The organism is Inconstantimicrobium porci, assembly GCF_009696465.1.
Lineage (GTDB): Bacteria > Bacillota > Clostridia > Clostridiales > Clostridiaceae > Inconstantimicrobium > Inconstantimicrobium porci.
This window is the reverse complement of sequence record NZ_VULX01000033.1, coordinates 1-24,830: the sequence shown is the minus strand read 5'-3', so window position 1 is coordinate 24,830 and position 24,830 is coordinate 1. Positions and strand designations below refer to the sequence as shown.

General features: G+C 33.6%; 17 protein-coding genes, 23 tRNA genes and 1 rRNA gene. 39 read left to right on the top strand and 2 right to left on the bottom strand.

What is annotated here, in order from left to right; genetic code table 11:
• Positions 1-181 precede the first annotated feature (181 nt).
• From FYJ33_RS14480 to FYJ33_RS14430, 11 genes are all read left to right on the top strand, one after another.
• A complete protein-coding gene (locus FYJ33_RS14480; RefSeq protein ID WP_154532459.1) occupies positions 182-457 on the top strand; it encodes a hypothetical protein in 276 nt (91 codons plus the stop codon).
• Positions 458-812: 355 nt separating this feature from the next.
• On the top strand, positions 813-1,865 hold the full coding sequence (locus tag FYJ33_RS14475) for a type IV pilus twitching motility protein PilT (protein ID WP_154532458.1): 1,053 nt from the start codon (positions 813-815) through the stop codon (positions 1,863-1,865).
• A 322-nt stretch (positions 1,866-2,187) separates the two neighbouring features.
• Complete coding sequence (locus FYJ33_RS14470; RefSeq protein ID WP_206046710.1) at positions 2,188-4,188, top strand: methyl-accepting chemotaxis protein; 2,001 nt, start codon at positions 2,188-2,190, stop codon at positions 4,186-4,188.
• 143 nt (positions 4,189-4,331) lie between these two features.
• Positions 4,332-5,681 carry a glucose-6-phosphate isomerase gene (locus FYJ33_RS14465; protein ID WP_154532463.1) on the top strand — a complete coding sequence of 450 codons (1,350 nt, stop codon included), beginning with the start codon at positions 4,332-4,334 and terminating at the stop codon, positions 5,679-5,681.
• Between the two features lie 2 nt (positions 5,682-5,683).
• Positions 5,684-6,124 carry a YaiI/YqxD family protein gene (locus tag FYJ33_RS14460; RefSeq protein ID WP_154532454.1) on the top strand — a complete coding sequence of 147 codons (441 nt, stop codon included), beginning with the start codon at positions 5,684-5,686 and terminating at the stop codon, positions 6,122-6,124.
• Positions 6,125-6,308: 184 nt separating this feature from the next.
• Positions 6,309-8,336 carry a triple tyrosine motif-containing protein gene (locus FYJ33_RS14455; RefSeq protein ID WP_154532452.1) on the top strand — a complete coding sequence of 676 codons (2,028 nt, stop codon included), beginning with the start codon at positions 6,309-6,311 and terminating at the stop codon, positions 8,334-8,336.
• A 317-nt stretch (positions 8,337-8,653) separates the two neighbouring features.
• Positions 8,654-9,391 carry a lytic transglycosylase domain-containing protein gene (locus FYJ33_RS14450; RefSeq protein ID WP_235900869.1) on the top strand — a complete coding sequence of 246 codons (738 nt, stop codon included), beginning with the start codon at positions 8,654-8,656 and terminating at the stop codon, positions 9,389-9,391.
• Between the two features lie 259 nt (positions 9,392-9,650).
• Positions 9,651-10,367 (top strand): pseudouridine synthase, encoded by a 717-nt coding sequence (locus tag FYJ33_RS14445; RefSeq protein ID WP_277643991.1) that lies wholly within the window; start codon positions 9,651-9,653, stop codon positions 10,365-10,367.
• A 450-nt stretch (positions 10,368-10,817) separates the two neighbouring features.
• Positions 10,818-13,133, top strand: a complete 2,316-nt coding sequence (gene pcrA, locus FYJ33_RS14440) for a DNA helicase PcrA (RefSeq protein WP_154532450.1) — start codon at positions 10,818-10,820, stop codon at positions 13,131-13,133.
• A gap of 38 nt (positions 13,134-13,171) precedes the next feature.
• Positions 13,172-15,175, top strand: a complete 2,004-nt coding sequence (ligA, locus tag FYJ33_RS14435) for an NAD-dependent DNA ligase LigA (protein ID WP_154532448.1) — start codon at positions 13,172-13,174, stop codon at positions 15,173-15,175.
• On the top strand, positions 15,168-15,440 hold the full coding sequence (locus FYJ33_RS14430; protein ID WP_154532446.1) for a hypothetical protein: 273 nt from the start codon (positions 15,168-15,170) through the stop codon (positions 15,438-15,440). The genes ligA and FYJ33_RS14430 overlap by 8 nt, the downstream gene beginning before the upstream one ends.
• 249 nt (positions 15,441-15,689) lie before the next feature.
• Here FYJ33_RS14430 and FYJ33_RS14425 read toward each other — a convergent pair whose 3' ends face one another.
• Positions 15,690-15,878, bottom strand: a complete 189-nt coding sequence (locus tag FYJ33_RS14425; protein ID WP_154532444.1) for a hypothetical protein — start codon at positions 15,876-15,878, stop codon at positions 15,690-15,692.
• Positions 15,879-16,016: 138 nt separating this feature from the next.
• Between FYJ33_RS14425 and FYJ33_RS14420 the strand changes: the two genes are divergently transcribed.
• Positions 16,017-17,597, top strand: a complete 1,581-nt coding sequence (locus FYJ33_RS14420) for an ABC transporter substrate-binding protein (protein ID WP_154532442.1) — start codon at positions 16,017-16,019, stop codon at positions 17,595-17,597.
• Positions 17,598-17,710: 113 nt separating this feature from the next.
• Here the strand turns inward: FYJ33_RS14420 and FYJ33_RS14415 are convergent, their stop codons facing one another.
• Complete coding sequence (locus tag FYJ33_RS14415; RefSeq protein ID WP_154532440.1) at positions 17,711-19,411, bottom strand: hypothetical protein; 1,701 nt, start codon at positions 19,409-19,411, stop codon at positions 17,711-17,713.
• A 78-nt stretch (positions 19,412-19,489) separates the two neighbouring features.
• Between FYJ33_RS14415 and FYJ33_RS14410 the strand changes: the two genes are divergently transcribed.
• The 27 genes from FYJ33_RS14410 to FYJ33_RS14280 form a co-directional block, all read left to right on the top strand.
• Complete coding sequence (locus FYJ33_RS14410) at positions 19,490-20,125, top strand: XTP/dITP diphosphatase (RefSeq protein ID WP_154532438.1); 636 nt, start codon at positions 19,490-19,492, stop codon at positions 20,123-20,125.
• Entirely contained in the window at positions 20,103-20,576 is a 474-nt protein-coding gene (locus FYJ33_RS14405; RefSeq protein ID WP_154532436.1) for a metallophosphoesterase, read from the top strand. The genes FYJ33_RS14410 and FYJ33_RS14405 overlap by 23 nt, the downstream gene beginning before the upstream one ends.
• Before the next feature lie 213 nt (positions 20,577-20,789).
• Positions 20,790-20,865: transfer RNA gene (locus tag FYJ33_RS14400), tRNA-Pro, on the top strand.
• Positions 20,866-20,889: 24 nt separating this feature from the next.
• Positions 20,890-20,963 (top strand) — tRNA-Gly (locus FYJ33_RS14395).
• A gap of 81 nt (positions 20,964-21,044) precedes the next feature.
• Positions 21,045-21,121, top strand: a tRNA-Arg gene (locus tag FYJ33_RS14390).
• A gap of 4 nt (positions 21,122-21,125) precedes the next feature.
• Positions 21,126-21,201, top strand: a tRNA-Pro gene (locus FYJ33_RS14385).
• 24 nt (positions 21,202-21,225) lie between these two features.
• Positions 21,226-21,299: transfer RNA gene (locus FYJ33_RS14380), tRNA-Gly, on the top strand.
• Between the two features lie 42 nt (positions 21,300-21,341).
• Positions 21,342-21,418 (top strand) — tRNA-Arg (locus FYJ33_RS14375).
• A 10-nt stretch (positions 21,419-21,428) separates the two neighbouring features.
• A tRNA-Lys gene (locus FYJ33_RS14370) sits at positions 21,429-21,504 on the top strand.
• Between the two features lie 4 nt (positions 21,505-21,508).
• A tRNA-His gene (locus tag FYJ33_RS14365) sits at positions 21,509-21,584 on the top strand.
• Between the two features lie 7 nt (positions 21,585-21,591).
• Positions 21,592-21,666, top strand: a tRNA-Gln gene (locus FYJ33_RS14360).
• 3 nt (positions 21,667-21,669) lie between these two features.
• A tRNA-Lys gene (locus tag FYJ33_RS14355) sits at positions 21,670-21,745 on the top strand.
• A gap of 14 nt (positions 21,746-21,759) precedes the next feature.
• Positions 21,760-21,844, top strand: a tRNA-Leu gene (locus FYJ33_RS14350).
• Positions 21,845-21,861: 17 nt separating this feature from the next.
• Positions 21,862-21,936 (top strand) — tRNA-Gly (locus tag FYJ33_RS14345).
• Between the two features lie 5 nt (positions 21,937-21,941).
• Positions 21,942-22,015 (top strand) — tRNA-Gly (locus FYJ33_RS14340).
• A gap of 42 nt (positions 22,016-22,057) precedes the next feature.
• Positions 22,058-22,134 (top strand) — tRNA-Arg (locus FYJ33_RS14335).
• A 10-nt stretch (positions 22,135-22,144) separates the two neighbouring features.
• Positions 22,145-22,220 (top strand) — tRNA-Lys (locus tag FYJ33_RS14330).
• A 4-nt stretch (positions 22,221-22,224) separates the two neighbouring features.
• Positions 22,225-22,300 (top strand) — tRNA-His (locus tag FYJ33_RS14325).
• Between the two features lie 7 nt (positions 22,301-22,307).
• Positions 22,308-22,382, top strand: a tRNA-Gln gene (locus FYJ33_RS14320).
• 3 nt (positions 22,383-22,385) lie between these two features.
• Positions 22,386-22,461: transfer RNA gene (locus tag FYJ33_RS14315), tRNA-Lys, on the top strand.
• 14 nt (positions 22,462-22,475) lie between these two features.
• Positions 22,476-22,560, top strand: a tRNA-Leu gene (locus FYJ33_RS14310).
• A gap of 17 nt (positions 22,561-22,577) precedes the next feature.
• Positions 22,578-22,652: transfer RNA gene (locus FYJ33_RS14305), tRNA-Gly, on the top strand.
• Positions 22,653-22,657: 5 nt separating this feature from the next.
• A tRNA-Gly gene (locus FYJ33_RS14300) sits at positions 22,658-22,731 on the top strand.
• 296 nt (positions 22,732-23,027) lie between these two features.
• Positions 23,028-23,101: transfer RNA gene (locus FYJ33_RS14295), tRNA-Gly, on the top strand.
• A 35-nt stretch (positions 23,102-23,136) separates the two neighbouring features.
• Positions 23,137-23,213 (top strand) — tRNA-Arg (locus FYJ33_RS14290).
• Positions 23,214-23,355: 142 nt separating this feature from the next.
• Positions 23,356-24,405: a DNA polymerase IV gene (locus tag FYJ33_RS14285; RefSeq protein ID WP_154532434.1), complete on the top strand. Its 1,050-nt coding sequence runs from the start codon at positions 23,356-23,358 to the stop codon at positions 24,403-24,405.
• Positions 24,406-24,748: 343 nt separating this feature from the next.
• Positions 24,749-24,830: ribosomal RNA gene (locus FYJ33_RS14280) — 16S ribosomal RNA — on the top strand; the annotation flags it as partial.

Below are 24,830 nucleotides of genomic sequence, written 5' to 3'. Positions count from 1 at the left end.
TTTAAAACTCTGCACATTGCGCTGATACTGTACTTTTTTTATTAGATAATATTATTTCTATTTTCGTGCCATTATCAGCGCTGCCTGCTTTATGATATTCTTCTCCTTTTTCACAATTTTTTATATTATATCACGACCGAATAATTACTGTCTAATTAATTATAACCAATCCAGGTATGTATTGAAAAAGGATAATGACTTGTTAAATGAACTTGATAAGAAGCAGATAGAACATTTTGCTTCGATGAATGTGAGATTAACAAGAGATGTATGGGGAATTTATCAGCGTGATATTTATCCTGCTGTTCTTCAGAATGAAGATAACCATTTTCTGAATCATGTACTAGATGGAGATATCAGTTTACAATTTCAGCATGAGATTGACCATAGAGTATTCGATAAACCAGTGCTGATACTTACAGGAAAGCAGGATACATGTGTCGGATATGAAGATTAGTTCAAATGGATAAAACCATATCCAAGAGCAGATTATCATGCAATAGAAGGTGCAGGTCATAATCTATCAATGAATCAGCCACAGTTATTTGAATGCATTGTGAAGAGTTGGCTGATTAATTTTATGATAAAAGAAAACTAAATGAAGTGTAGAAAACACAGCGAACTTTTATGTGAAGAGGAAAGATTCCTAATCAAAAGATTTGGAAATGAATATTTAGAATATAAGAAAAGCGTAGGAAGATATATTTTGATTTTTTAAGGGAGATTATTGTGTAAGGTGCTTGAGTTTGCCATTATATAGAATATAATGTTAATATATCATAAAGATGTAAGGTGAGAGGGAGGGTACATTAATGTACGAATTATATACTTTACTTGATAGAACTATGGAAGAAGGTGCTTCAGATTTACACTTGACAGTTGGCGCAGTACCTATAATCAGAGTGAATGGTGAGCTTGTGAGAATTGGCAGCGAGACTCTTCTTCCTGCTGATACAGATAAATTTGCCAGAGATATACTTGAAGATAAGTATGATGAATTTATAAATACAGGGGAATATGATACTTCATACTCGCTAAAAGGAGTTGGAAGATTCAGAGTTAACATATTTAAGCAGAGAAATTCAGTTGCCTTGGCACTACGTACTATATCACTTGCCATACCGACTCTTAAGGATCTTAATATGCCTTCTACTATAAGAAACCTGACAGAAAAGAAGAGAGGGCTGGTCCTTGTAACTGGACCAACAGGCAGTGGTAAAAGTACAACTCTTGCAGCAATGATAGATGAAATAAACCACAGCCGTGGACTTCATATAGTTACACTGGAGGACCCAATTGAATTCCTTCATAAACATGATAAAAGCATAATAAATCAAAGAGAAATAGGAAAAGACAGTCAGTCTTATGAAAATGCACTGCGTGCAGTATTAAGAGAAGACCCTGATGTAATACTTGTAGGAGAGATGAGAGATTTAAATACAATATCTGTTGCCATAACTGCAGCAGAAACTGGTCATCTTGTTTTTTCAACTCTTCATACAATTGGTGCAGCAAAAACTATAGATAGAATTGTTGATGTATTCCCAACAAATCAGCAGCAACAGATTAAAGTGCAGCTGGCAGCAGTACTTCAGGGAATCGTATCACAGCAGCTTGTAGAAACAACTGATAATAAAAGAACTGCAGCGCTGGAAATAATGATTGCAACACCAGCAATACAGAACTTAATAAGAGAAGGAAAGACACATCAGATTCAAACAGCAATGCAGACAGGTGCTAGATATGGTATGGTTACAATGGATGCATCATTAAAGAATCTTGTTGAAAACTGCATAATAACTCCTGAAACAGCATTGAATTATGCTATAGATAAGGAAATGCTATCAAAAATGTTATTGTATTAGAAGGCATAAATCTTTATTTTTCTTTTTAGGTGATAAATGAATAATTTAAACTTAACATTAAAAAATGCTTATTGGATTATTTCTGAAAAATTAGCTGCAATCCCAAAAATACAGTTAATGGAATCAAATAATGTTAATGGAAAATTCAATATAATATTTATACATAAAAGGGAATGATTTTGTAATGAATTTCTAATTATTCTTACCTTGATTTATCAGATAAATAAAAAAAATTGATTATATAAAGTTGTTTATATATGATGCGACAATGAGAAAGTGGTAAAACTATTCAAATTATATGGATAAATTAAGGAGGATACGAATGAAGAAGAAATTCAAGGGTATAGGACATCAATTGATTGTAAGGTACTCTAGCTTATTTGTAGTATTTACTGTTATGTTTGTTGTTACGGGAACACTAATAGCAAGGAGTGCACTTATAAAAAATTCATCTGTATTATTAAGTAATTTTGCAAAGCAGATTGGAAATGATATCGATAGAGTTATAAATCTTGAAATAAGCAAGGTTGAAATGGTTGCAGAAACGCCTATATTACAGGATGCTAATACACCGCAGGATGTGAAATTTGAATATCTTAAAAAGATCGTTGATACTCAAGGATATAAAAAAGCAGCTCTAATCGATTTAGATGGTAACTGTAAAACTATATTGGGGGAAAGTGTTAATGTAAAAGATAAAGAATATTTTAAGGCTAATTTAGAGGGGAAAAGTTATTTTACACCGCCTAATGTAAGTAAGGCTGATGGAGGATTACAAATATCAATTACATCCCCAATAAAGAGTGGAGATAAGATTGTTGGAATAGTGTTTTTTTCAAAGGATGCAGAAAAGTTCTCTGAAATTACTAACTCTATAAAGTTTGGCGAAACAGGATCTGCGTATGTTATAGATCAAAATGGTACCAATATTATTAATAACGATATTGAAAAAGTTAAGAATAAGGTAAATAGAATTGAAGATGCTAAAAAGGATTCTAAGTACCAGGAACTTGCTGACATTACAAAGAAGATGATATCAGGAGAAAATGGAACAGGAACGTATCATTTAAATGGTGATAAGAAATTTGTTGGATATGCACCAATTGAAAGTACAGGATGGTCTGTTGGCGTTACATCAGAAGTTAAGGATATGCTATCAGGGCTTGCAGCTTTAATAGTAGATATGGTTAGTATAGGAATTATAACAAATGTAGTATTAATATTATTAACTTATTTAATCTCTAAAAAAATAGCAGTAAGACTTAAAAAACTTAAGGTTGAAATGAATGCTATTGCTGAAGGGGACTTTAGAGAAAGTGAAATAACAGATATAGTTTCTGATGAAATTGGTGATATTTATGTTTCGTTGAATGAAACTAAAAAAGCTGTTGCAGGTGCACTTAAACAAATTCAAGATTCAGCTAATAATATTATTGATGAAGAAAAAGAGCTTAAGTCTATCTCAGATAGATTCATAGATGGAACAAAGAATATAAATGATTCAATCCAGCAGTTTACAAAGGCTACGGAAACACAGACTAATGAATTGAGCAGTATAAATGATATCATGGTCGATTTTGGAGATGTAATCAATGAAAATAATAAATATGTAGTTAACATAAATACCAAAGCTGGCAGCATAAGTGAAAAAGTAACAGGTAGCTGTGAAGATATGACTAAGATATCAGAATCTATGTCTGAACTTAGCGAAAACTTTGCAATGTTTGCTAAAGAAATAGCAGAAATGAAAGATGAAATGCATACAATTAATGATATTACTAAATTTATAAACGGAATTTCAGATCAGACTAATCTTCTTGCACTTAATGCAGCAATTGAAGCAGCAAGAGCAGGGGAAGCTGGTAAAGGATTCTCTGTTGTAGCAGAAGAAATCAGAAAGCTTGCTGAACAGAGTAAGGAATCAACAAAGAATATATATAATGTAATATCTTCTGTAGTAGGTAAAACTGAAACAATAGTGTCAAGAAGTAATGGAATCAATGATTCATTACAGGATGGAACTGCTAATGTAAATAACAGTTTAACTGCTTTTGAAAAAATATTAAGTGATATTTCAGAAATAACACCTATGATACAGGAAATAACAACTAACTTTGATGGTATTATAGATGATAAAGATAAAATAATGAAAAAGATTGAAGAAGTATCAGCAGTTTCTGAAGAAATAGTGGCTAATGCAGAAGAAATATCTGCATCAACATCAGAATTTGTGAGTTCTACTGAAATTATGGAAGAGGCTAATGAACATCTATTAAAACTTACTGATAAAATGCAGGAAGCAGTAGGGAGGTTTACAATATAAGTAAAAAAGGAAAGCCTAATGGCTTTTCTTTTTTTGTATTTTTGAACAATAATAAAAAAATCTCTAGTGAAATGTTTAACTATTCTTAAGATGTGGTAAAATAGATTATGATAAATAAGTTAGAATGTGTGGAGGTAGTAATGATGACTAACGGTTTAAAGCTAGACTTAACAAAGACACAACAATTTTTAAATCAACAAGAAATCGATAATTTCGAAGGTATGGTTAAGGATGCACATGATAAATTACATAATGGAACAGGTGCTGGATCAGACTTTTTAGGATGGGTTGACCTTCCAGTAAACTATGATAAGGATGAATTTGAAAGAATTAAGGCTGCTGCTAAGAGAATTCAGGAAAACTCAGATGCATTAATTGTTATCGGAATTGGTGGATCATATTTAGGAGCAAGAGCTGCTATAGAAATGTTAACAAATAACTTCTATAATTCTCTTCCAAAATCAAAGAGAAAGACTCCTGCAATATTCTATGTAGGAAACAACATAAGTTCAACATATATGGCTGAATTACTAGATGCAGTTGAAGGATTAGATTTAAGCGTTAACGTTATATCTAAATCAGGTACAACTACAGAACCAGCTATAGCATTCAGAATCTTTAAAGATTTACTTGAAAAGAAATATGGTAAGGAAGAAGCTAAGAAGAGAATCTATGCAACAACTGATGCAAAGAAGGGTGCTCTTAAGAACTTAGCTGACAATGAAGGATACGAAACATTTGTAATTCCAGATGACGTTGGAGGAAGATTCTCAGTTTTAACAGCAGTTGGTTTACTTCCAATAGCTGCTGCTGGAATTAACATAGATGAAATGATGCAGGGAGCTGCTGATGCTAGAGAAAAGTACAGCAATCCATCATTAAAGGAAAACGAATGTTACCAATATGCAGTTGTAAGAAACTGCTTATACAACAAGGGTAAGAACATAGAAATACTTGTTGACTACGAACCAAGCATTCACTATTTCAACGAATGGTGGAAACAGCTTTATGGAGAATCAGAAGGAAAAGATCAGAAGGGTATATTCCCAGCTGCTGTTGACTTTACAACTGACTTACACTCAATGGGACAGTTCATTCAGGAAGGTTCAAGAACAATGTTTGAAACAGTTATTAACGTAGAAAAGCCTAAACATTCAGTTATAATTGAATCAAACGAAGAAAATCTTGACGGATTAAACTTCTTAGCAGGAAAGACTATGGATGAAGTTAACAAGTGTGCATTCCATGGTACAGTACTTGCTCATAATGATGGTGGAGTTCCTAACATGATTCTTAATGTTCCAGAATTAACTCCATACTACTTTGGACAGATGGTTTACTTCTTCGAAAAGGCTGTTGGTATTAGTGGATACTTATTAGGAGTTAACCCATTCAATCAGCCAGGAGTTGAAGCTTACAAGAAGAACATGTTTGCTTTACTTGGAAAACCAGGATATGAAGACATGAAAGAAGAACTTGAAAAGAGACTTTAATCATGAAAATTCTTGTAGATGGTGATGCGTGTCCGGGAAGACAGCTTATTGAAAAAGCTGCAAAAGAGGACAGCATACCTGTCATTATCCTCTGTGATATCAATCATTATATAACTTCTGATTATTCAGAAGTTATATGTGTTGATGCTGGTTTCCAAAGCGTTGATGTGAGTCTTATAAACAAAGCATCAAAGGGAGACATAGTAGTAACTGGTGATTTTGGTGTTGCAGCTATGGCACTTGGGAAAGGTGCATATGCTATAAGCGGAAAAGGATTCGTGTATGATGATAGCAACATAGATAAGCTTCTTTTTGAAAGACATATAGCTGCAAAGGCACGAAGAGCAGGAAATAGAACATCTACGATAAAAAAGAGAACAACCGAAGATGATGACAGACTTTATAAAAATTTAAAGTTTTTAATATCTAAGGCGAGAAAATAAGTGCAGGGTATTTCCTGCACTTATTTTTATATTATAATATATAATGTCATGTCTCTACATCTTTCTTAAGGATTTATTTTATGACGTTTTGTATTTCAAAACAGAAAATAAAAAACATGATAACAATTTACAAAAAATGTATTTGTTGATATAATAATTGTATATTCGAGAGAGGTGCAGTGGTATGAATGATGTGGTAAAAGAAATTGTTTTGTTATTTGATAAAGAAAGTCCTCAGCCAATTAAGAGCAATATAAGAATTTCAGTAGAAAATGATTATAATGAGGATAACCAGTATAAATTTATGGTCGGGCTTGATGGAGTGTGGACAACTCTACTTGATTTCGGATCAGAAAATAATTGTGTATGGACACCAAAAGAAAATGGTAAGTATCTTGTGATGGTTCAGATAAAACATAAAGATTCAAAAAAACCTTTTGATGAGATACTTAAACAGGATTTTATTGTAGGAACAGTAGAAGAAAAACTTATCAAAGCTGTATATATAGATAAATCTCAATATTCAATAGGTGAAAAAGTAGATATTGAAGTTGAAACAACAAAGCTTCCGTCAATGTTCAGATATTGGGTTGATGGCAGGGATGGCTGGCAGCTTATTAAGGATTATAGTTCTGAAAATAAGATAAAATATACATGTAATGAAGATGGTAAACATCAGCTTCTCATTGAATGTAAAGTTCCATATTCAAAGAATAATTTTGATGATTTCAGAACTATTGACTTTGAGGTGAAAAAAATGGACAAGTTAGGAATAATAGATTATAAGTGCTTAACAAATGATCTTCTTACAGGCGAAGATCTTGTATTTGAAGTTGAAACTGATGCTGATGATGAAAGAACTGTACTGTTTAAGTTTATCAAGATTGATAGTGATGGTAGATCAACATGTATACAGGATTTCTCTTCAAGAAAAATGGTAAGCTTTATTGAAGGCAAGCCTGGTAAATATAAGCTGTTATGCATGGCTAAAGATATGTATTCAGATCATCAGTATGATGATAGGGCTATTATAGTATATGAAGTAATACCTTATTATCCTGTTAAGATTACTAATTTTACAACCGATGTATGTTCACCACAGGCAGCTGAGAGTAAGATTAATATAAAGACTATTGCTGAAGGAGGAAGAAATCTTTTATATAAATACAGAATAGATGGGCCTTATGCAGAAGATTCCGGATATTTGAGGGATAATACGTTCTTATGGAATCCCAAACAGGCAGGAGATTATAAGGTTACTGTATTTGTTAAGGATGAAAGCTTTGATGGCAGATATGAAGCTGATGCTTCATTTGATTTTATGATACAGGAAAAGCCAAAGAGAACAGTGAATATAACTAATATTGCCCTTGATAAAGATGATAATTATATTATAAATCAGCCTGTAAATATTATGGCAGAAGCTGAAGGAAGCAATGATATACGATACAGCTTTATAATTTATAAGAATGAAAAGGAAACTGAGAGAGTTAGATATAGCACAACTAACTGGGTAAACTTCACACCTGAGACTCCAGGACAGTATTCTCTTGAAATAAGAGTTAAGGATAAATACTCAGATAAGGATTTTGATGCACATAGTTATGTATACTTTGATGTAAAAGAATATATGCCTGGAAAGATAGAACATATTCTTTTACCATCAAAAGAACATTTTCTTGTAGGTGATACAATAGATCTAGAGTGTATAACTTTAAATTCAAAAGAAACACTTATAAAATATGTGACTAAAGTTGATGAGATGGTAGTCGAAGAAACTGATTTTATCGAGGATAAGAAGTTCTCACTAAGACCAAAGAGATCAGGAAAATATAAAATTGAGATGTATGTAAAGAACATAAAATGCAAAAATGAGTTCGATACAAAGAAAGAAATAAGAATCGTAATCAGTGAAGCTCAAAAAATCACAGGAACAAAAATAACTTGTGATAATACAAGACCAAGAATTGATGAAGAGGTAAACTTTACAGTCTCTAATGATGGTGGAAAAGATGTTTGCTATGAATTCTATATAATGCACAATGGAAACTGGAGTCTTGTACAGAATTATAGCAGAAAGAACTACTATACATTCAGACCATTTGATTTAGGAGACTTCAGATTATTAGTACTTGCTAAAAGCTACTATAAGAGATGCTCATATGAAGACTACGATGAATTCAAGTTTGAAGTAACAGATACGAACTATTAAATAGATAAGAGATTAGAATTTTTTAAGTCACAGGTCAAAAGTCACAGGTCATAGGCAAGGATGAAACTTCCTAGCGGCAGTTTCAAGCATAATAAATTAAACTTATTAAATATAAAGTTGTTGAATTTAGAGGTTTGGAGGTGTAACATCCATTAAAGATAAGAACTTATGAAGCTAGCGAAACCTAAGTGCTTCCTTTACTGTGACATGTGACCTAATACCTGTGACCTCTATGAAAAATTTTAGTTTATCTATGAGTTGTGAAAGTGTTTAAAATACTAAAAATATACAAAATTAAAGAATAAGTTGGTGATTTAATGAACATTACGAAACCTGAACAGGTGTTAGGGCTTCAATTATTAAGTACATATATGAATACTATAGCTGGTAAAGATAAGAGTGGTGCATTTGATCTTGTAATGCAGGCAGTTATGGATTCTATTGAAAAAGGAAATACAAATGAAAGCCTCCAGAGCTTTTTAGATAGTATGTCAGATTCTTTAGGTAACGGTTATGGATATAATATAGAAGATTTAGATAAGCTTCCGAGCTATCAAAATACTGGAGGTTGCAGTCTTGACAGCCTAAAAAATTTAAGCTCTTCAGCGTTAAATAATGCTTATAAGCAATTAACGTCAAGTGTAAATGGAAGTACTGCACAGATAAATGCAGCAGTTTCAAAGGCAGCAAAGAAGTATGGTGTTGATGAGGCGTTGATTCATTCTATAATCAAGAATGAATCATCATACAATCAATATGCAGTATCAAGTGCAGGAGCCATGGGTCTTATGCAGCTTATGCCAGTAAACTGTAAGGAAGATGGAGTTTCAGATCCTTTCAATATTGAGCAGAATATTGAGGGAGGTACAAAACAGCTTAAAAAATATCTTCAGATGTATAATGGTAATATTGAAATGTCACTTATGGCATATAATGCTGGACAAGGTACAGTTGCAAGAAGAGGTGTAACTTCGGTTAATGATTTATACAAAATGCCAAAAGAAACACAGAATTATGTTAAAAAAGTAATGGCAACATACAAGAGCTTATTATAAAAGAAACAGCAGCCTGATAGGAAGGCTGCTGTTTTTGTTATTATAGGGAGTGAACAACGAATAGAGAATAGTGAATAGAAAAGGTTGAAATTCAAACGTAGCGTTTGAATTTCACTTAATGGAGGCTATTACTCCAAACCTCTAAGAAAATATGAAACAAAATTGACTGTTCACTGACTTTCAAATTATATGGAATTGTGTTAATTCTTAAATAAGTATGGTATTATTATTTTAGTTTAAAACGAAGGATGTGTTTAACGTGGAAAGATTAGATAAAGTTTTATCAAATTTAGGATATGGATCTAGAAAAGAAATAAAAGGTATAGCTAAAAAGGGACTTATTGAAGTTGACGGAGTTGTTGTTAAGGATAATGGTATGCAGATAGATCCAGAAAAATCAAAGATAGTTATTGCAGGCGAAGAAGTATTTTATAGAAAGTACATATATTTAATGATGAATAAACCAGATGGGGTTATTTCTGCAACTTTTGATAACAGAGATGAAACTGTAATAGATTTACTTGAACCTGAACATGCAGTTTTTGAACCATTTCCAATAGGAAGACTTGATAAGGATACAGTAGGGCTTCTTCTAATAACTAATGATGGTGAGCTTAACCACAGACTTATATCACCAAAGTGGGAAGTTGATAAGGTTTATTATGCACATATTGATAAGACTGTAGATGAAAGCGACATAGAAGCATTCAAGAAAGGTGTAATTCTTGATGATGGATACAAGTGCCTTGAAGCTAAGCTTGAAGTTATAGGACCAATGGATGAAGGTTCTGAAGTGTACGTAACAGTTCATGAAGGAAAATATCATCAGGTTAAGAGAATGTTTGAGAGCAGAGGAAAGAAGGTTACATACCTAAAGAGAACTATTTTTGCAGGGCTTCCTTTAGATGAAAATCTTGAAGAAGGAGAATACAGAGAGTTAACAGAAGAGGAACTTGCAAAAATTAAATCTGTATAACGATTACATGAGTATAATATGAAATTTTTGCTTCATAATTTATAGAAAATTTTTTGGATTTTTTTATAAAACTATTGAAATATAACTCCTAATTTAATATAATGAATTTTGCAAGGATAAATAAAAGGAATGAATAGCCCCCTTTTTATTTATTGCTTATTGCTGAAACGTGGCCTGACCCCAAGGGCTACGTTTTTTTATGCATAAATTAACGAATATGAATAATAACTTGCAAAAAATTATGATGACGCAAGAAAACTGTCGGAATAATCTGATAAAAAATTAATAAGAAATGAAGTAAAGAATCGTATGTAATTGTACGATTCTTTTTAATACTTATATGATATAATATTAATATTGTTTGAGGGGGCTGCTGACTTGAAAAATTATATTATTAATATAAACATATTAATAGTAGCAGTCGTTTACTATTATAAGGAGTGAAGTTTAATGGATTTAAGAAAACTACTAAATAAAGAACAATATGATGCAGCAACTACTGTTGATGGTCAGGTTCTTATATTAGCAGGAGCGGGATCAGGAAAGACAAGGGTTTTAACATACAGAATTGCATATATGCTTGACGAAAAAGACATAAATCCATATAACATATTAGCAATTACATTTACCAACAAAGCTGCTGGCGAGATGAAGGAAAGAGTAAAAAAACTTATAGGTGAAAGAGCAGATAGCATGTGGATATCAACTTTCCATTCTACATGTGTGAGAATACTTAGAAGAGAAATTGACAAGATTGGATACAAGAAGGACTTTACTATATATGATAGTTCTGATCAGAAGGTTTTAGTTAAGCAATGCATGAAGGAACTAAATATAAATGATAAAGATATAAATGAACAGGAGATTATCGCTAAGATAAGCAGGGCTAAAGATCAACTTATGTCACCTGCGCAGTATAAAAGACTTCACGAAAAAGACTTCAGGTTAAATAAAGTGGCTGATGTTTATGTAATGTATCAGAAGAGACTTAAAGAAAATAATGCGCTTGATTTTGATGACTTAATATCAAAAGCAGTAGAAGTCTTTACAAAGAATCCTGATGTTCTTGAATTCTATCAGAACAAGTTCAAATACATAATGGTTGATGAATATCAGGATACTAATAAGGTACAGTATGAGCTTGTAAAACTTTTAGCAGGAAAGTACAAGAATATCTGTGTTGTTGGTGATGATGACCAGTGTATTTATCAGTGGAGAGGTGCAGATATAAGAAATATTCTTGATTTTGAGAAGGATTATCCTCAGGCTAAGACTGTAAAGCTTGAACAGAATTACAGATCTAAAGGTAATATTCTTGATGCAGCAAACAACGTTATAAAGCACAATGCAGAAAGAAAAGATAAAGTACTTAGAACTGAAGCAGATCATGGAGCAAAGATAAGGATATACAGAGCTTATTCTGATAATGATGAATGTGACTTTGTTGGCAGCAAGATTCAGCAGCTGATGAGAGAAAACAGCCTAACTTATAATGATTTTACAATTCTTTATAGAACTAATGCACAGTCACGTAGTTTTGAAGAAAAATTCATTAAAAGAGGAATTCCTTACAAGATAATTGGTGGTACAAGATTCTATGACAGAAAAGAAATAAAGGATGTGCTTGCATATCTTAAGTTAATCAATAATAATGCTGACTCAGTAAGCCTTAGAAGAATAATCAATGTTCCAAAGAGAAGCATTGGTGATGCTACAGTAGAAAAGGTTGTGTCATTTGCCAATGAAAATGGCTTTATGCTTTATGATTGTCTTCTTGATGTGGAAAATGTGAATACACTTACAGCAAGAAACATCAAGACAATCAAGGTATTTACTGATTTAATGGAAGACTTTATTGCAATGAAGGAACAGCTTTCAGTTTCTATGCTTATAGAATATGTAATTGAAAAGACAGAATACCTAAAAGGTCTTAAGGACTCAAAAGATCCTGAAGATGTAAGCAGAGCTGAAAATATTAAGGAACTTGTGTCAGCTGCAGTTGAATTTGAAAATGGACCTGATGAAGATAAGTCATTATCAGGATTTCTTGAAAAGGTATCTCTTGTTCAGGATGTAGATAACATAGATGGAGAACAGAATGTTGTTACTCTTATGACTGTGCATTCAGCCAAAGGTCTTGAATTCCCTGTAGTATTCATGGTTGGTATGGAGAATGGAATATTCCCAGGACAGCAGGCTCTTAATAATGAAAAAGAAATGGAAGAAGCAAGAAGACTTTGCTATGTTGGTATAACTAGAGCTAAGGATATTCTATATATGACTTCTGCAGAAGTAAGAAGAGTATTTGGAAGAACTGTGGCTTATGCTCAGTCAGATTTTATTTCTGAAATTCCAGCTTCTCTTAAGGAATATGAAAACCAGAATGGCGGCGGACTTTCTACAAGAAACAGCTTTAATGGTGGAAATAGCTATTCATCAGGAAATTCATATTCTGGTGGCGGATATTCAAGAGAAAGATTATATGCTAGAAATGGAATTGGCGGTTATGAAAACAGCAGAAGTACTATGTCATATAGTGAAGCTGAAAAAAAACTTGATAGTGTGATGAGCAGCAGCAATGAGAAAAAAGGTCAGCTTACAAGAGAAGAGGCTGTTCCAGGAAGAAAGATTAAACATCCAAAGTTTGGCGAAGGAACAATAATAAGTGCAATAGATGTGGGAGATGATGTTAAGGTTACTATAGCTTTTGACAGCCAGGGTATAAAAAATCTTATGCTTAGTTTTGCACCACTTGAATTATTATAGGATGAATTTTGCTTAGATTGTAGAAAGGAATTATTCATATGGATAAGAAAGAAAGAATTAATGAACTTGTAAAAGAATTAAATCAATATGCTTATGAGTACTATGTTTTAAGCAGTCCTACAGTTTCTGATAAGGATTATGATGTTAAATATGATGAACTTGTAAGACTTCAGAATGAAACAGGATACGTACTGCCATACTCTCCAACAGAGAGAGTCGGTGATGTGGTTCTTGATGAATTTCAGAAGTACACACATAAAGGAAGACTATGGAGTCTTGGAAAGGCTCAGTCTATAGAAGAGCTTAAGGACTGGCATGAAAAGAACTTGAAATTTGTTGAAGAGTATAACAAGACAGCAACAGAAAAACTGCCTCCAATTAAGTATATAGCAAGCAAGAAGTTTGACGGACTTACTATCAACTGTACTTATGATGAAGACGGAGTGCTTGTAAGTGCAGCAACAAGAGGTACCGGTATAACTGGTGAGCAGGTTCTTGCACAGGCTAAGACAATAAAGTCTCTTCCTTTGAAGATTAAAAATGATTCTCTTTTTGAAGTTCATGGAGAAGTTATCATGACAAGAGAAGCTTTTGATAAATATAATGAAACTGCAGCTGTTCCTCTTAAGAACTTAAGGAATGGTGCAGCAGGAGCATTAAGAAACCTTAATGTTAAGGAAACAGCTAAGAGAAACCTTTCAGCGCTATTTTACGATGTAGGATATAAAGAAGGAAAGCAGTTTGAAACTTATAGTGAAATGATGAAGTTCATCAAGGATAAGGGTATGCCTGTAGATGATTATCTTGAAGAGTGTACTACACTTGATGATATGGTAAAGCAGATTAATTATATACATGACATTCGTTTTGATCTTGACTACGATATAGATGGAATAGTCTTTGCAATAGATGATGTAAGAACCAGAGAACTTATGGGCTTTACTATAAAGTTCCCTAAGTGGGCTCTTGCATATAAATTTGAAGCACAGGAAGCTACAACTAAACTTATTGATGTTGAATGGAATGTCGGCAGAAGTGGAAGAGTAGCACCTACTGCTATTCTGCAGCCAGTTGATTTTGCAGGTGTAACTGTAAAGAGGGCAACACTTAACAATATGGATGATATAAAGAGAAAAGGCGTTAAGCTTAATGCAGATGTATTCATCAGAAGAAGCAACGATGTAATTCCGGAAATAATGGGTGTAGCAAAGATGAATGATGATGCTGTTGATATCGAGCCACCAGAATTCTGTCCTGCATGTGGCAGCAGACTTATCCAGGATGGGGTTCATATATTCTGTGAGAATACTCTTTCATGTAAGCCTCAGATGGTAAAGAGTATTGTGCATTATGGCTGCAGAGAAGCTATGAATATAGCTGGATTCTCTGAGAAGACTGCTGAGCAGCTTTTTGAAAGCCTTAATATTAAGTCTATATCAGATCTTTACAAGCTTACTACAGAGCAGCTTGAAGGTCTTGAAAGATTCGGTAAGAAGAAGGCTCAGAACCTTCTTGATTCTATTGAAAAGAGTAAGGACTGTGAACTTTCAGCATTTATATATGCACTTGGAATTCCTAATGTAGGAGTTAAGACTGCAAAGGATCTTGCCAAGACATTTAAGAACCTTGACAACATAAAGAGTGCCACATTTGAGCAGCTTGTAGCAATTCCTGATATAGGTGATATTGTTGCAGTAAGTATTGTAGACTTCTTTAAGGATGAAATAGTTGAAAAAACAATAAATGAACTTTTAGAAATAGGTGTTAAACCTCATTTTGAAGAAACAGAAGTAAAAGAAAATGTGTTTGAAGGAAAGACTGTAGTTGTAACAGGGACTCTTAAGAATTACTCAAGATCAAGCATAAAAGAAAAGCTGGAGAGTCTTGGTGCTAAAGTTTCAGGAAGTGTAAGCAAGAAGACTGACTATGTTCTTGCTGGAGAAGAGGCTGGTTCTAAGTATACGAAAGCATTAGATCTTGGGGTTGCGATACTTTCTGAAGATGAGTTTGAGGAAATGTTAGGAGGCAGCACTAATGCTTAAGATTCTTACAATTTTGAGTATTGTATCAGCAACGATAACAAGTATCACAATTATATGTACTCTTCTTACAACATACCAGTTTATGTTTGTAGGCCAGATGTTTAATTCATATGTGCCGATTCAGATAATGCTGACAATCACTATGATAACCTGGGGGATTAAGTTTATACTATGTGAAAAAGGTTGGAAAAGGGTTGTATATCCGCTTATTTTTCTTAGTACAGCGGCTGGATCTATATTTTTTCTGATGAATTCAGTACAATAGAAATCTTAATATAATAAAAAAAGAAGCATGCCCTCAAAACGGCATGCTTCTTTTTTTCTATGAACAATAATATTAGGTTTACTTATGAGATAATATAGATAAGTTCATAGCTCATAGTGCATAACGCATAGTAAAGGATGAAATTAGCTTTGCTAATTTCTTAGTTGTAATGGAGGCAAATCCTCCAAACTACCTATTGATTGATGTAATATTATTTGATGTTATGCTGCATTCATCATTTTCTGACGGCTACACATTTTCCTCTTTTTTATCTGTGTTTTCATTCTTTTCTTTTATAGTATCTATTAAATCAGATAGAAGGACATTCTGTTTCTTTATCTGACTGTAGAAGCGGATAAAGATAATAAAGCCTGCTATTATTATTCCCGTTATTACAATCATGCTTACAAGCGCTGTAATCTGTAATGTTAATATCATACATAATCTCCTATCTTTCTTTTTAATCTAAATCTTGAAATAAATTATACCATAAAAAATTAAGAGTGTAATGTAAAAGTATATATTAGAAAATAGTGGATAAAATTATAATGCATTATATTATTTTTGGAGGTGCATATGATGAAAAAAAATGAGAAATTTATATCTTTAATCTTAATCATATGTATAAGTTTGAGTATTATAGGCTGCAAAGCAGATAATACAAAAGATGATAAAAAGAGAGATTATATTGTTTATGGAGTAAAAAGTACAGATTTAAACTTTAAGCCTTTTAGCGGACAGATGGATGAACAGGAGATATATAATGCTTTATTTGACGGTTTTTTTGAGAAAAATAAGAAAGGCGATATTATCCCAGTATTGTTTGACAGTTATAAGGTGAGCAAGGATGGTCTTGAATACATATTTACATTGAGAAATAATGCTCACTGGAGCGATGGTAGCAGTATTACTTGTGATGACATACTCAATTATTTTAGACAGCTACTTTCTTATAATAATAAGAACAGTTTTGTAAGTGAATTGCTTTCAATTTATGGTGCGAAAAAATATCACGAAGGAAACGATGATTTTTCCTGTGTTGCTATAACAAAAGAAAATGAAAATACAATAAAGATACGAATGAATAACAAAGATGAGGATTTTCTTGAAAAGCTTAGCTCACCACGATACAGGCTTGTTAAAAAACTTGGGGATCTTAATAAAATAAAGGATAACTACAAAAATATTAAGTATTCGGGAGCATACAGAATAGATGATGTAAATAAAGATGGAACTATTATGCTTAAGTTGAATGATGGATATCATGATAATGTAGAAAATTCCCCTAACAAGATATTATTGAAGAGATATGAAAGTACTGAAGTTGCACTGGCTGATATGGAAATTGGCAATGTTGATTTTTTTAAAGGGGCCCCTGAGAGTGAAGTGCTGAGACTGTACAATAATAACAAGCTGCAGGTATATCCTAAACAGGATACAATATTTTTAGGCTTTAATCTAGCAAAGGATAGACTGACAAACAGCCTTAATTTTAGAAGGGCAATACAGAGAGGCCTTTCATACAGCTTTTATACTTATGGAGGAGTAAAGAGCGGAGAGTACGAAGTTACAAAAGGACAGATAGTAAGGAACACAGGACAGAATAAAACAGCACTTTTTACTGCAGGTAGTATCAGTAGTGATGAGATAAAGTCCCATATTGAAGATAATGTTGTGGTTGCTAATAAGATAATTAAAGAGAATGAAGATTTTAAGAGCGCTCATCTTAAAATTTTATGTGAAAATAAGTATAGCAGTATAGCTGAATTTATTAAACAAAAGCTCGAAGCTGATTTGAAATTTAAGGTGGATATAGTTGATTGCAATGAAGGAAGTTTTAGTGAACAAAAGAAAAAAGATGATTATGATATGATGTTATGCAATTATGATTTCCATGACGAAGAAAAAAAAGATATATACAGCAGTATGTTCAGTGGGTGTTCATGGAATGATGAAGATTTTTTAAAGCTGTCTAAAAAGATAGAGTCAAAGAAAGATTATAGCACTGATAATGTTGAAAAGATGATCTCAGATAAAATACCATATATACCTATACTTTTTGCTAATGATTTAGTATGCAAATCTGAGAAGATAAGTTATATTAATTTCAACAGTAATGGAATAATTGAGCTGAAGAAACTTGAAGTGAAGCAGTAAAAAAACACCGGCAGATGATATAGTTCAACTTCTGTCGGTGTTTTTTTGTTGATTAGTAAATTGCATCGAAAAAGGTATATTGTTTATGATATGAATCATTGAAATTAAAAAATTTACTTTTTACTACTTTTCTTTGAGGGTTTATTTTTATCTAGAGTCTGTGGATTTATATCTGCTGATTTCTCATTAACAACAAGTTTTACTGTTGCAGGCTGCTGATGAGCATTGTTTTTTTCATATTTATTATGAGGTGAGTTTTTATCTACAGTCTCAACTGATGGTGAAAGTGAAGCAGCAAGTTTTGGAGAATGTTGACTGTTTTCTTTTATCTTATTATCAAGTGGATATTCTTTTGAAATTTTTCTATTCATACTTACTTTTTGCTTTGGAAGTGGTTTTTCATTTCCACATATATAGGATGTAAAGTCATTTTCAAAAAGATATATAAACATTGAAAAAAGAAAGATATTTTTGCTGCTATCAAAACTTGATTTTCTGTGAGAAAATTCACATTTTTTAGTTGAGTATGATACATTTTTTACAAATATTGAAGCCATATTTGCAGATAAAGGAGATTCAATTGATGAAAGCTTGTATTTACTTTCTTCAATAAGGTCGTTTGCATTGTATGAAAAATTCTTGTATCTTTCTGCACTATTTAGATCTGGTGCTTCCGGAAAACTTGTTAATATGCCAGAATTTATTATCAGATTCTTGTACATGTTAGGAATTAACTTTTTTTTATGTTCAAAATTATCCTCATTTGATTCATCATACTTAAAGTAATACAATGTAGTGAGCATAAATAATACAAGATCTATTGCTGTATATTTAACATCTTTTTTATCAACTTGAAGATTGATTATATTCGTATCTCTATCATAAAGAGATAAAAGATTTTCGGACAAATTTAATGCTTTGTCTTTAAATTTATATATGCCTGTATTTTCATATGATTTATAAAGATTTATGACTGTAAAGCAAGAACTGCTAAGAGAACTTAATAGGCTGCTTTTGTTTTCAAGTCTATCTGTAAGCTCATCACATAAGTCTAAAAGTAGCATCTTTGATTTTTCATCCTTTGATAAACCATAGAATATATTTAATGCATAACAGATAGCGCAACACTCATCAGTGCTTTCGTTATATATTGAGCTTCTATAATCTATAAGCATGTTTAGTATTTCCAGTGCAAAGTTCTTGTACATTTCTTTGTCAGCATCAGAGCTAGCTGTATAATAATCATAATACGCACACATCATATATGCCTGATAAGAGAAAGAAATAGTTTTGGATTTATCGGTCAGTGATATTGAATCAACGTAATTATCACCAGAATTTTTCTTTTCAATAAACAATCCTTCGGTATTTCTCATAGATTTTGCATAGAATTCAAGCTGTATCCTGGAGAGTGCTTTATATATTCTTGATAAACTGAAAAGTTCATCATCAACATTCTCGAAAAAGTCATAGTATTTTGAAAGTTCTATAAGACAGAATGTAAGCAATGCGTCAGAATCAGGAAGTGACTCTTTTTTGAATGTTTCACTGTCCCAGCAGAAAGGATGTTTGCCTGATTTTAAAATAAGCGGGTGTGCTTTTTTGTAGATACATATAACTGGAGAAAAGTCTTTCATTATGTTAATATCATTTGTAGAAAGATATTTTCTTAAAACTTTATTTGAAATTAAAATTCCGCACCTAGACTGGAGTTCTATATGTTTGATGGACTCTTTGGATAGATGAAACAGCTGGTACTTAATTTCATCAGAAGTCAAGGTATTAATCCTAAAAAATGGACCGATGTATTTCAAAATTTTCACCTCGTAAAATAATCCTTATATTAATATATGTATAATATTATTTAAAATAACATTTTATTGGAGGACATTATGAAAAAATTAATAGTAGCAAGTAATAACAGCCATAAAATTGAAGAGATAAAAGAAATATTAAGTGATCTTAATGTGGAGATAGTTTCTCTTAAAGAAGAGGGTATTGATATTGATGTTGTTGAAGATGGAACAACTTTTCTTGAGAACTCTTATAAAAAGTCATCTGTAATAGCAGAGTATTTAAAAAATAAAGGGGCGAAGGATTTCATGGTTATGGCAGATGATTCTGGCATAGAAGTAGATTATCTTAATGGAGAGCCAGGAGTTTATTCGGCAAGATATGCTGGCGTTCACGGAAATGATAGTGAAAATAATAAAAAACTTTTAAAGAACATGGAGGGTGTTCCAACAGAGAAGAGAACTGCCCGTTTTGTATGTGCTATAGTTTTAATAACATCTGATGGCAAAACAATAAAAGTTGAAGGAATAACAGAAGGTTTTGTTACTGAAGAAATAAGAGGAAAAGAAAACTTTGGCTATGATCCACTGTTCTTTGTGCCTGAATTCAATAAAACTTTTGCAGAAATGAGTGCAGAAGAAAAGAATAGTATAAGTCACAGAGGAAGGGCTTTAAAGAAATTAAAAGATGAATTGTTAAGAGGCGATATATATGTTGATTGCAGTAGTAAGTGATACTCATAGACAGAAATATTATATACAGAAGGTTAAGTCGTACATACAGAATGCAGATATACTTATTCACCTTGGTGATAATATAGATGATGCTGATGAGTTGGGCAAAGGATTTAAAGGTAAAGTTTATAAGGTTCTTGGTAATTGTGATTTTGGCAGAGGAGCTGAAAAAGAGCAGATTATAGATGTAGAAGGTATAAGGATGCTTATTACTCATGGTGATCGCTATGGTGTTAAGTATGAGCTTAACAATCTTTATTATAGAGCGTTGGAGGCAGAAGTAGATATAGCTTTATTCGGACATACTCATATACCATATATGGAGGAAGTTAAGGGTATATGGCTTTTTAATCCGGGAAGTGCATCTCTTCCAAGAATGAGCAAAAACTCTATAGGTTTTATCGAAATAGATGAAAAAGGAAATGTTGTACCTTATTTGAGGCAGATATAATTTAGTAAATTAATAAAAACAGAGAAATTTTTTGAACAGATTTCTCTGCTTTTTATATAGAGTTATAGGTATAGTGCGGGTTTGGGCATGTTTTTTTAAATGATAAAAAAAATAAAAAAAGGTGTTGACGAATATAAATATATCGTGTAGAATAAGTTTTGTCGTCAGCGAGGGCACGAAAGAAAAGTCCTCAAAGAGATACAGTCAATGTATCGGGGTGTGGCGCAGATGGGAGCGCGCGTGGTTTGGGACCATGAGGTCGCAGGTTCAATCCCTGTCACCCCGACCATTTTCAAGAATTGTGTTTTATCATGCGGGTGTAGCTCAGTGGTAGAGCCCTAGCCTTCCAAGCTAGTTATGCGGGTTCGATTCCCGCCACCCGCTCCATGGAACTTAAAAGATTCTTGAAACAAAGTTCTTGACAAAGAACTTGTCAGATGATAAAATGACTGAGGTTATGAAAAGTATGCGTTTTTAGCTCAGCTGGATAGAGCAACGCCCTTCTAAGGCGTGGGCCAGGGGTTCGAATCCCTTAAAACGCACCAATATCGGGGTGTGGCGCAGATGGGAGCGCGCGTGGTTTGGGACCATGAGGTCGCAGGTTCAATCCCTGTCACCCCGACCACTTTAAAAAAATTGCATTTATCATGCGGGTGTAGCTCAGTGGTAGAGCCCTAGCCTTCCAAGCTAGTTATGCGGGTTCGATTCCCGCCACCCGCTCCATACAACTTAAAAAGTTGTTAGAGTGGTTTGAATACCACATGTGCGTTTTTAGCTCAGCTGGATAGAGCAACGCCCTTCTAAGGCGTGGGCCAGGGGTTCGAATCCCTTAAAACGCACCATTAAAAATATGGGTTATTAGCTCAGTTGGTAGAGCACCTGACTCTTAATCAGGGTGTCCGGAGTTCGAGTCTCCGATGACCCACCATATGGTGGACGTAGTTCAGTTGGTAGAGCGCCAGATTGTGGTTCTGGTTGTCGAGGGTTCGAGTCCCTTCGTCCACCCCATTAAAGTTGGGATATCGCCAAGCGGTAAGGCAATGGACTTTGACTCCATCATTCGTAGGTTCAAATCCTGCTATCCCAGCCAAAGGATTCACTAGCTCAGTCGGTAGAGCACATGACTTTTAATCATGGTGTCCCGGGTTCGATTCCCGGGTGGATCACCAATTTAAAATAAAATGCAGGTGTGGCGGAATTGGCAGACGCACTAGACTTAGGATCTAGCGTTTTACGACGTGGGGGTTCGACTCCCTTCACCTGCACCAATTTTAAATAATATTATGCGGAAGTGACTCAATGGTAGAGTGTCACCTTGCCAAGGTGAAAGTTGCGGGTTCGAGTCCCGTCTTTCGCTCCAAGCATGCGGGTGTAGCTCAGTGGTAGAGCCCTAGCCTTCCAAGCTAGTTATGCGGGTTCGATTCCCGCCACCCGCTCCATACAACTTAAAAAGTTGTTAGAGTGGTTTAAATATTACATGTGCGTTTTTAGCTCAGCTGGATAGAGCAACGCCCTTCTAAGGCGTGGGCCAGGGGTTCGAATCCCTTAAAACGCACCATTAAAAATATGGGTTATTAGCTCAGTTGGTAGAGCACCTGACTCTTAATCAGGGTGTCCGGAGTTCGAGTCTCCGATGACCCACCATATGGTGGACGTAGTTCAGTTGGTAGAGCGCCAGATTGTGGTTCTGGTTGTCGAGGGTTCGAGTCCCTTCGTCCACCCCATTAAAGTTGGGATATCGCCAAGCGGTAAGGCAATGGACTTTGACTCCATCATTCGTAGGTTCAAATCCTGCTATCCCAGCCAAAGGATTCACTAGCTCAGTCGGTAGAGCACATGACTTTTAATCATGGTGTCCCGGGTTCGATTCCCGGGTGGATCACCAATTTAAAATAAAATGCAGGTGTGGCGGAATTGGCAGACGCACTAGACTTAGGATCTAGCGTTTTACGACGTGGGGGTTCGACTCCCTTCACCTGCACCAATTTTAAATAATATTATGCGGAAGTGACTCAATGGTAGAGTGTCACCTTGCCAAGGTGAAAGTTGCGGGTTCGAGTCCCGTCTTTCGCTCCAAGCATGCGGGTGTAGCTCAGTGGTAGAGCCCTAGCCTTCCAAGCTAGTTATGCGGGTTCGATTCCCGCCACCCGCTCCATGTTAAGCAGCTTATGTTGATAAGTTGCTTTTTTTATCCTCAAAATAGAGTAATGTATAAAAATTAGTCACATAAGATGAAAAGTTATTCACAAATAACTTGATTTTTTGGCTGGAATGTGGATGAAAATTCTAATTTGTAATTTTATCAACAGGAAGATGAATTGAAAGGATACTTATCCACAAATTGTAGCGAAGAGCGTGCTCTATTTGTGCATAATTTTTTAAAATATATAAATAAAAATGTTGACAGGTTTATTTATTGTTGGTACAATAATACCTGTAAACAAGAGGTATGCGGGTGTAGCTCAGTGGTAGAGCCCTAGCCTTCCAAGCTAGTTATGCGGGTTCGATTCCCGCCACCCGCTCCATAGTAAGCAACTTATATTAATAAGTTGCTTTTTTTGCACCTATAGCTCAGCTGGATAGAGTGGTGGACTTCGAATCCAACGGTCGCAGGTTCGAATCCTGTTAGGTGCACCAGATAATAATGGTAGTATCATATTTTTATGATGCTGCCTTTTTTATGTTTTCGGATTATAGATTTTAAGTCCTGCATTAAATATTGAATACAGAATATATGTTTGGTATATTAAATATAGATAATAAGTTAGGTGGTGAAATTATGGATAGAGTAATTCTTCATGTTGATATGGATGCCTTTTTTGCATCAGTAGAAGTGAAAGATAATCCTTCACTAAAAGGAAAACCAGTTATAGTTGGTGGTACTTCTGAAAGAGGAGTAGTATCAACATGTTCATATGAAGCGAGAGCTTATGGAGTACATTCTGCTATGCCTCTTTTTATGGCAAGAGAGAAATGTCCACATGGAATATTTCTTCCTGTAAGACATTATAGGTACAAGGAGGTATCAAACAAGATTTTTGATATTTTAGCTGAAGTTACACCTATAATAGAACCACTTAGTATAGATGAAGCATATCTTGATATATCACATTTAAAAAAGAATCCTCTTGATGTAGCATTATATATAAAGAAGAAAGTATACAGGGAGCTGGGGTTAACACTTTCTATAGGAATTTCATATAACAAGTTTTTAGCGAAGATTGCATCAGACTGGAATAAGCCTAATGGAATAAAGGTTATAGATAAAAAAATGATGCCGTATATACTTTTTCCTATGAATATAAGCAAAGTATATGGATTGGGAAAAAGAACAGTTCAGAAGCTTAATAATATAGGAATATTTACGGTGAAGGATTTATATGATATTGATAAAGAGTACTTTGAAGAATACCTTGGAAAGCATAGTCTTGATATCTATTATAGAATAAGAGGCATAGATAACAGAACTGTCGAAGTGAAGCGTGAAAGAAAATCTTATGGAAGGGAATCAACTCTTAAGCATAATACCAATGATATTAATGAACTATTAAAGTATATACGAGAGTTTGCTGAAGAAATTTCGATAATTCTCAACAGAAATAATATAAAAATAAGAACTATAACTGTAAAAAGTAAGAGTGAAAACTTTGAAAATCATACTAAGAGTAAAACTATAAATAAATATACTAATGAGTTTGATGAAATATATAATATTGCATCTGAGATTGTAAAATCTATTGATTTCGAAGAAAAAGTAAGGCTTATAGGCCTTAGTGTAAGTTCTATTGAAGAAAAGGAAAGAAACATGCAGATAAGATTTAAAATATAAACATATCCTAGTGTGTCTATTATAAAAAAACAAAGAAAAAACTCGAAAATTAAAGAAAATTAAAAATAATTTTTAATAATACTGTATTATGAATTGGCATGGTATAAAATATGTGCTAAAATAAATCATGTCGTTGCGAGAAACGACGAATGATCTTTGAAAATTAAACAGAGGAATTTAATAGTTTATACAAACTTTTTATTAGACCAGCAATTCTTTTAGTAATTAAGCTAAGATTAAGCTAAGCAATTAAACTTCAAGGCTTACAAAGATAGTTTTCAAAAGGAAACTTCTTGTGCAAGAAGTAAGCGAACATACCAAATTAAAATTTGGAATGCCTGCTTAAATTGAGAGTTTGATCCTGGCTCAGGACGAACGCTGGCGGCGTGCTTAACACATGCAAGTCGAGCGATGAAGTTCCCTTC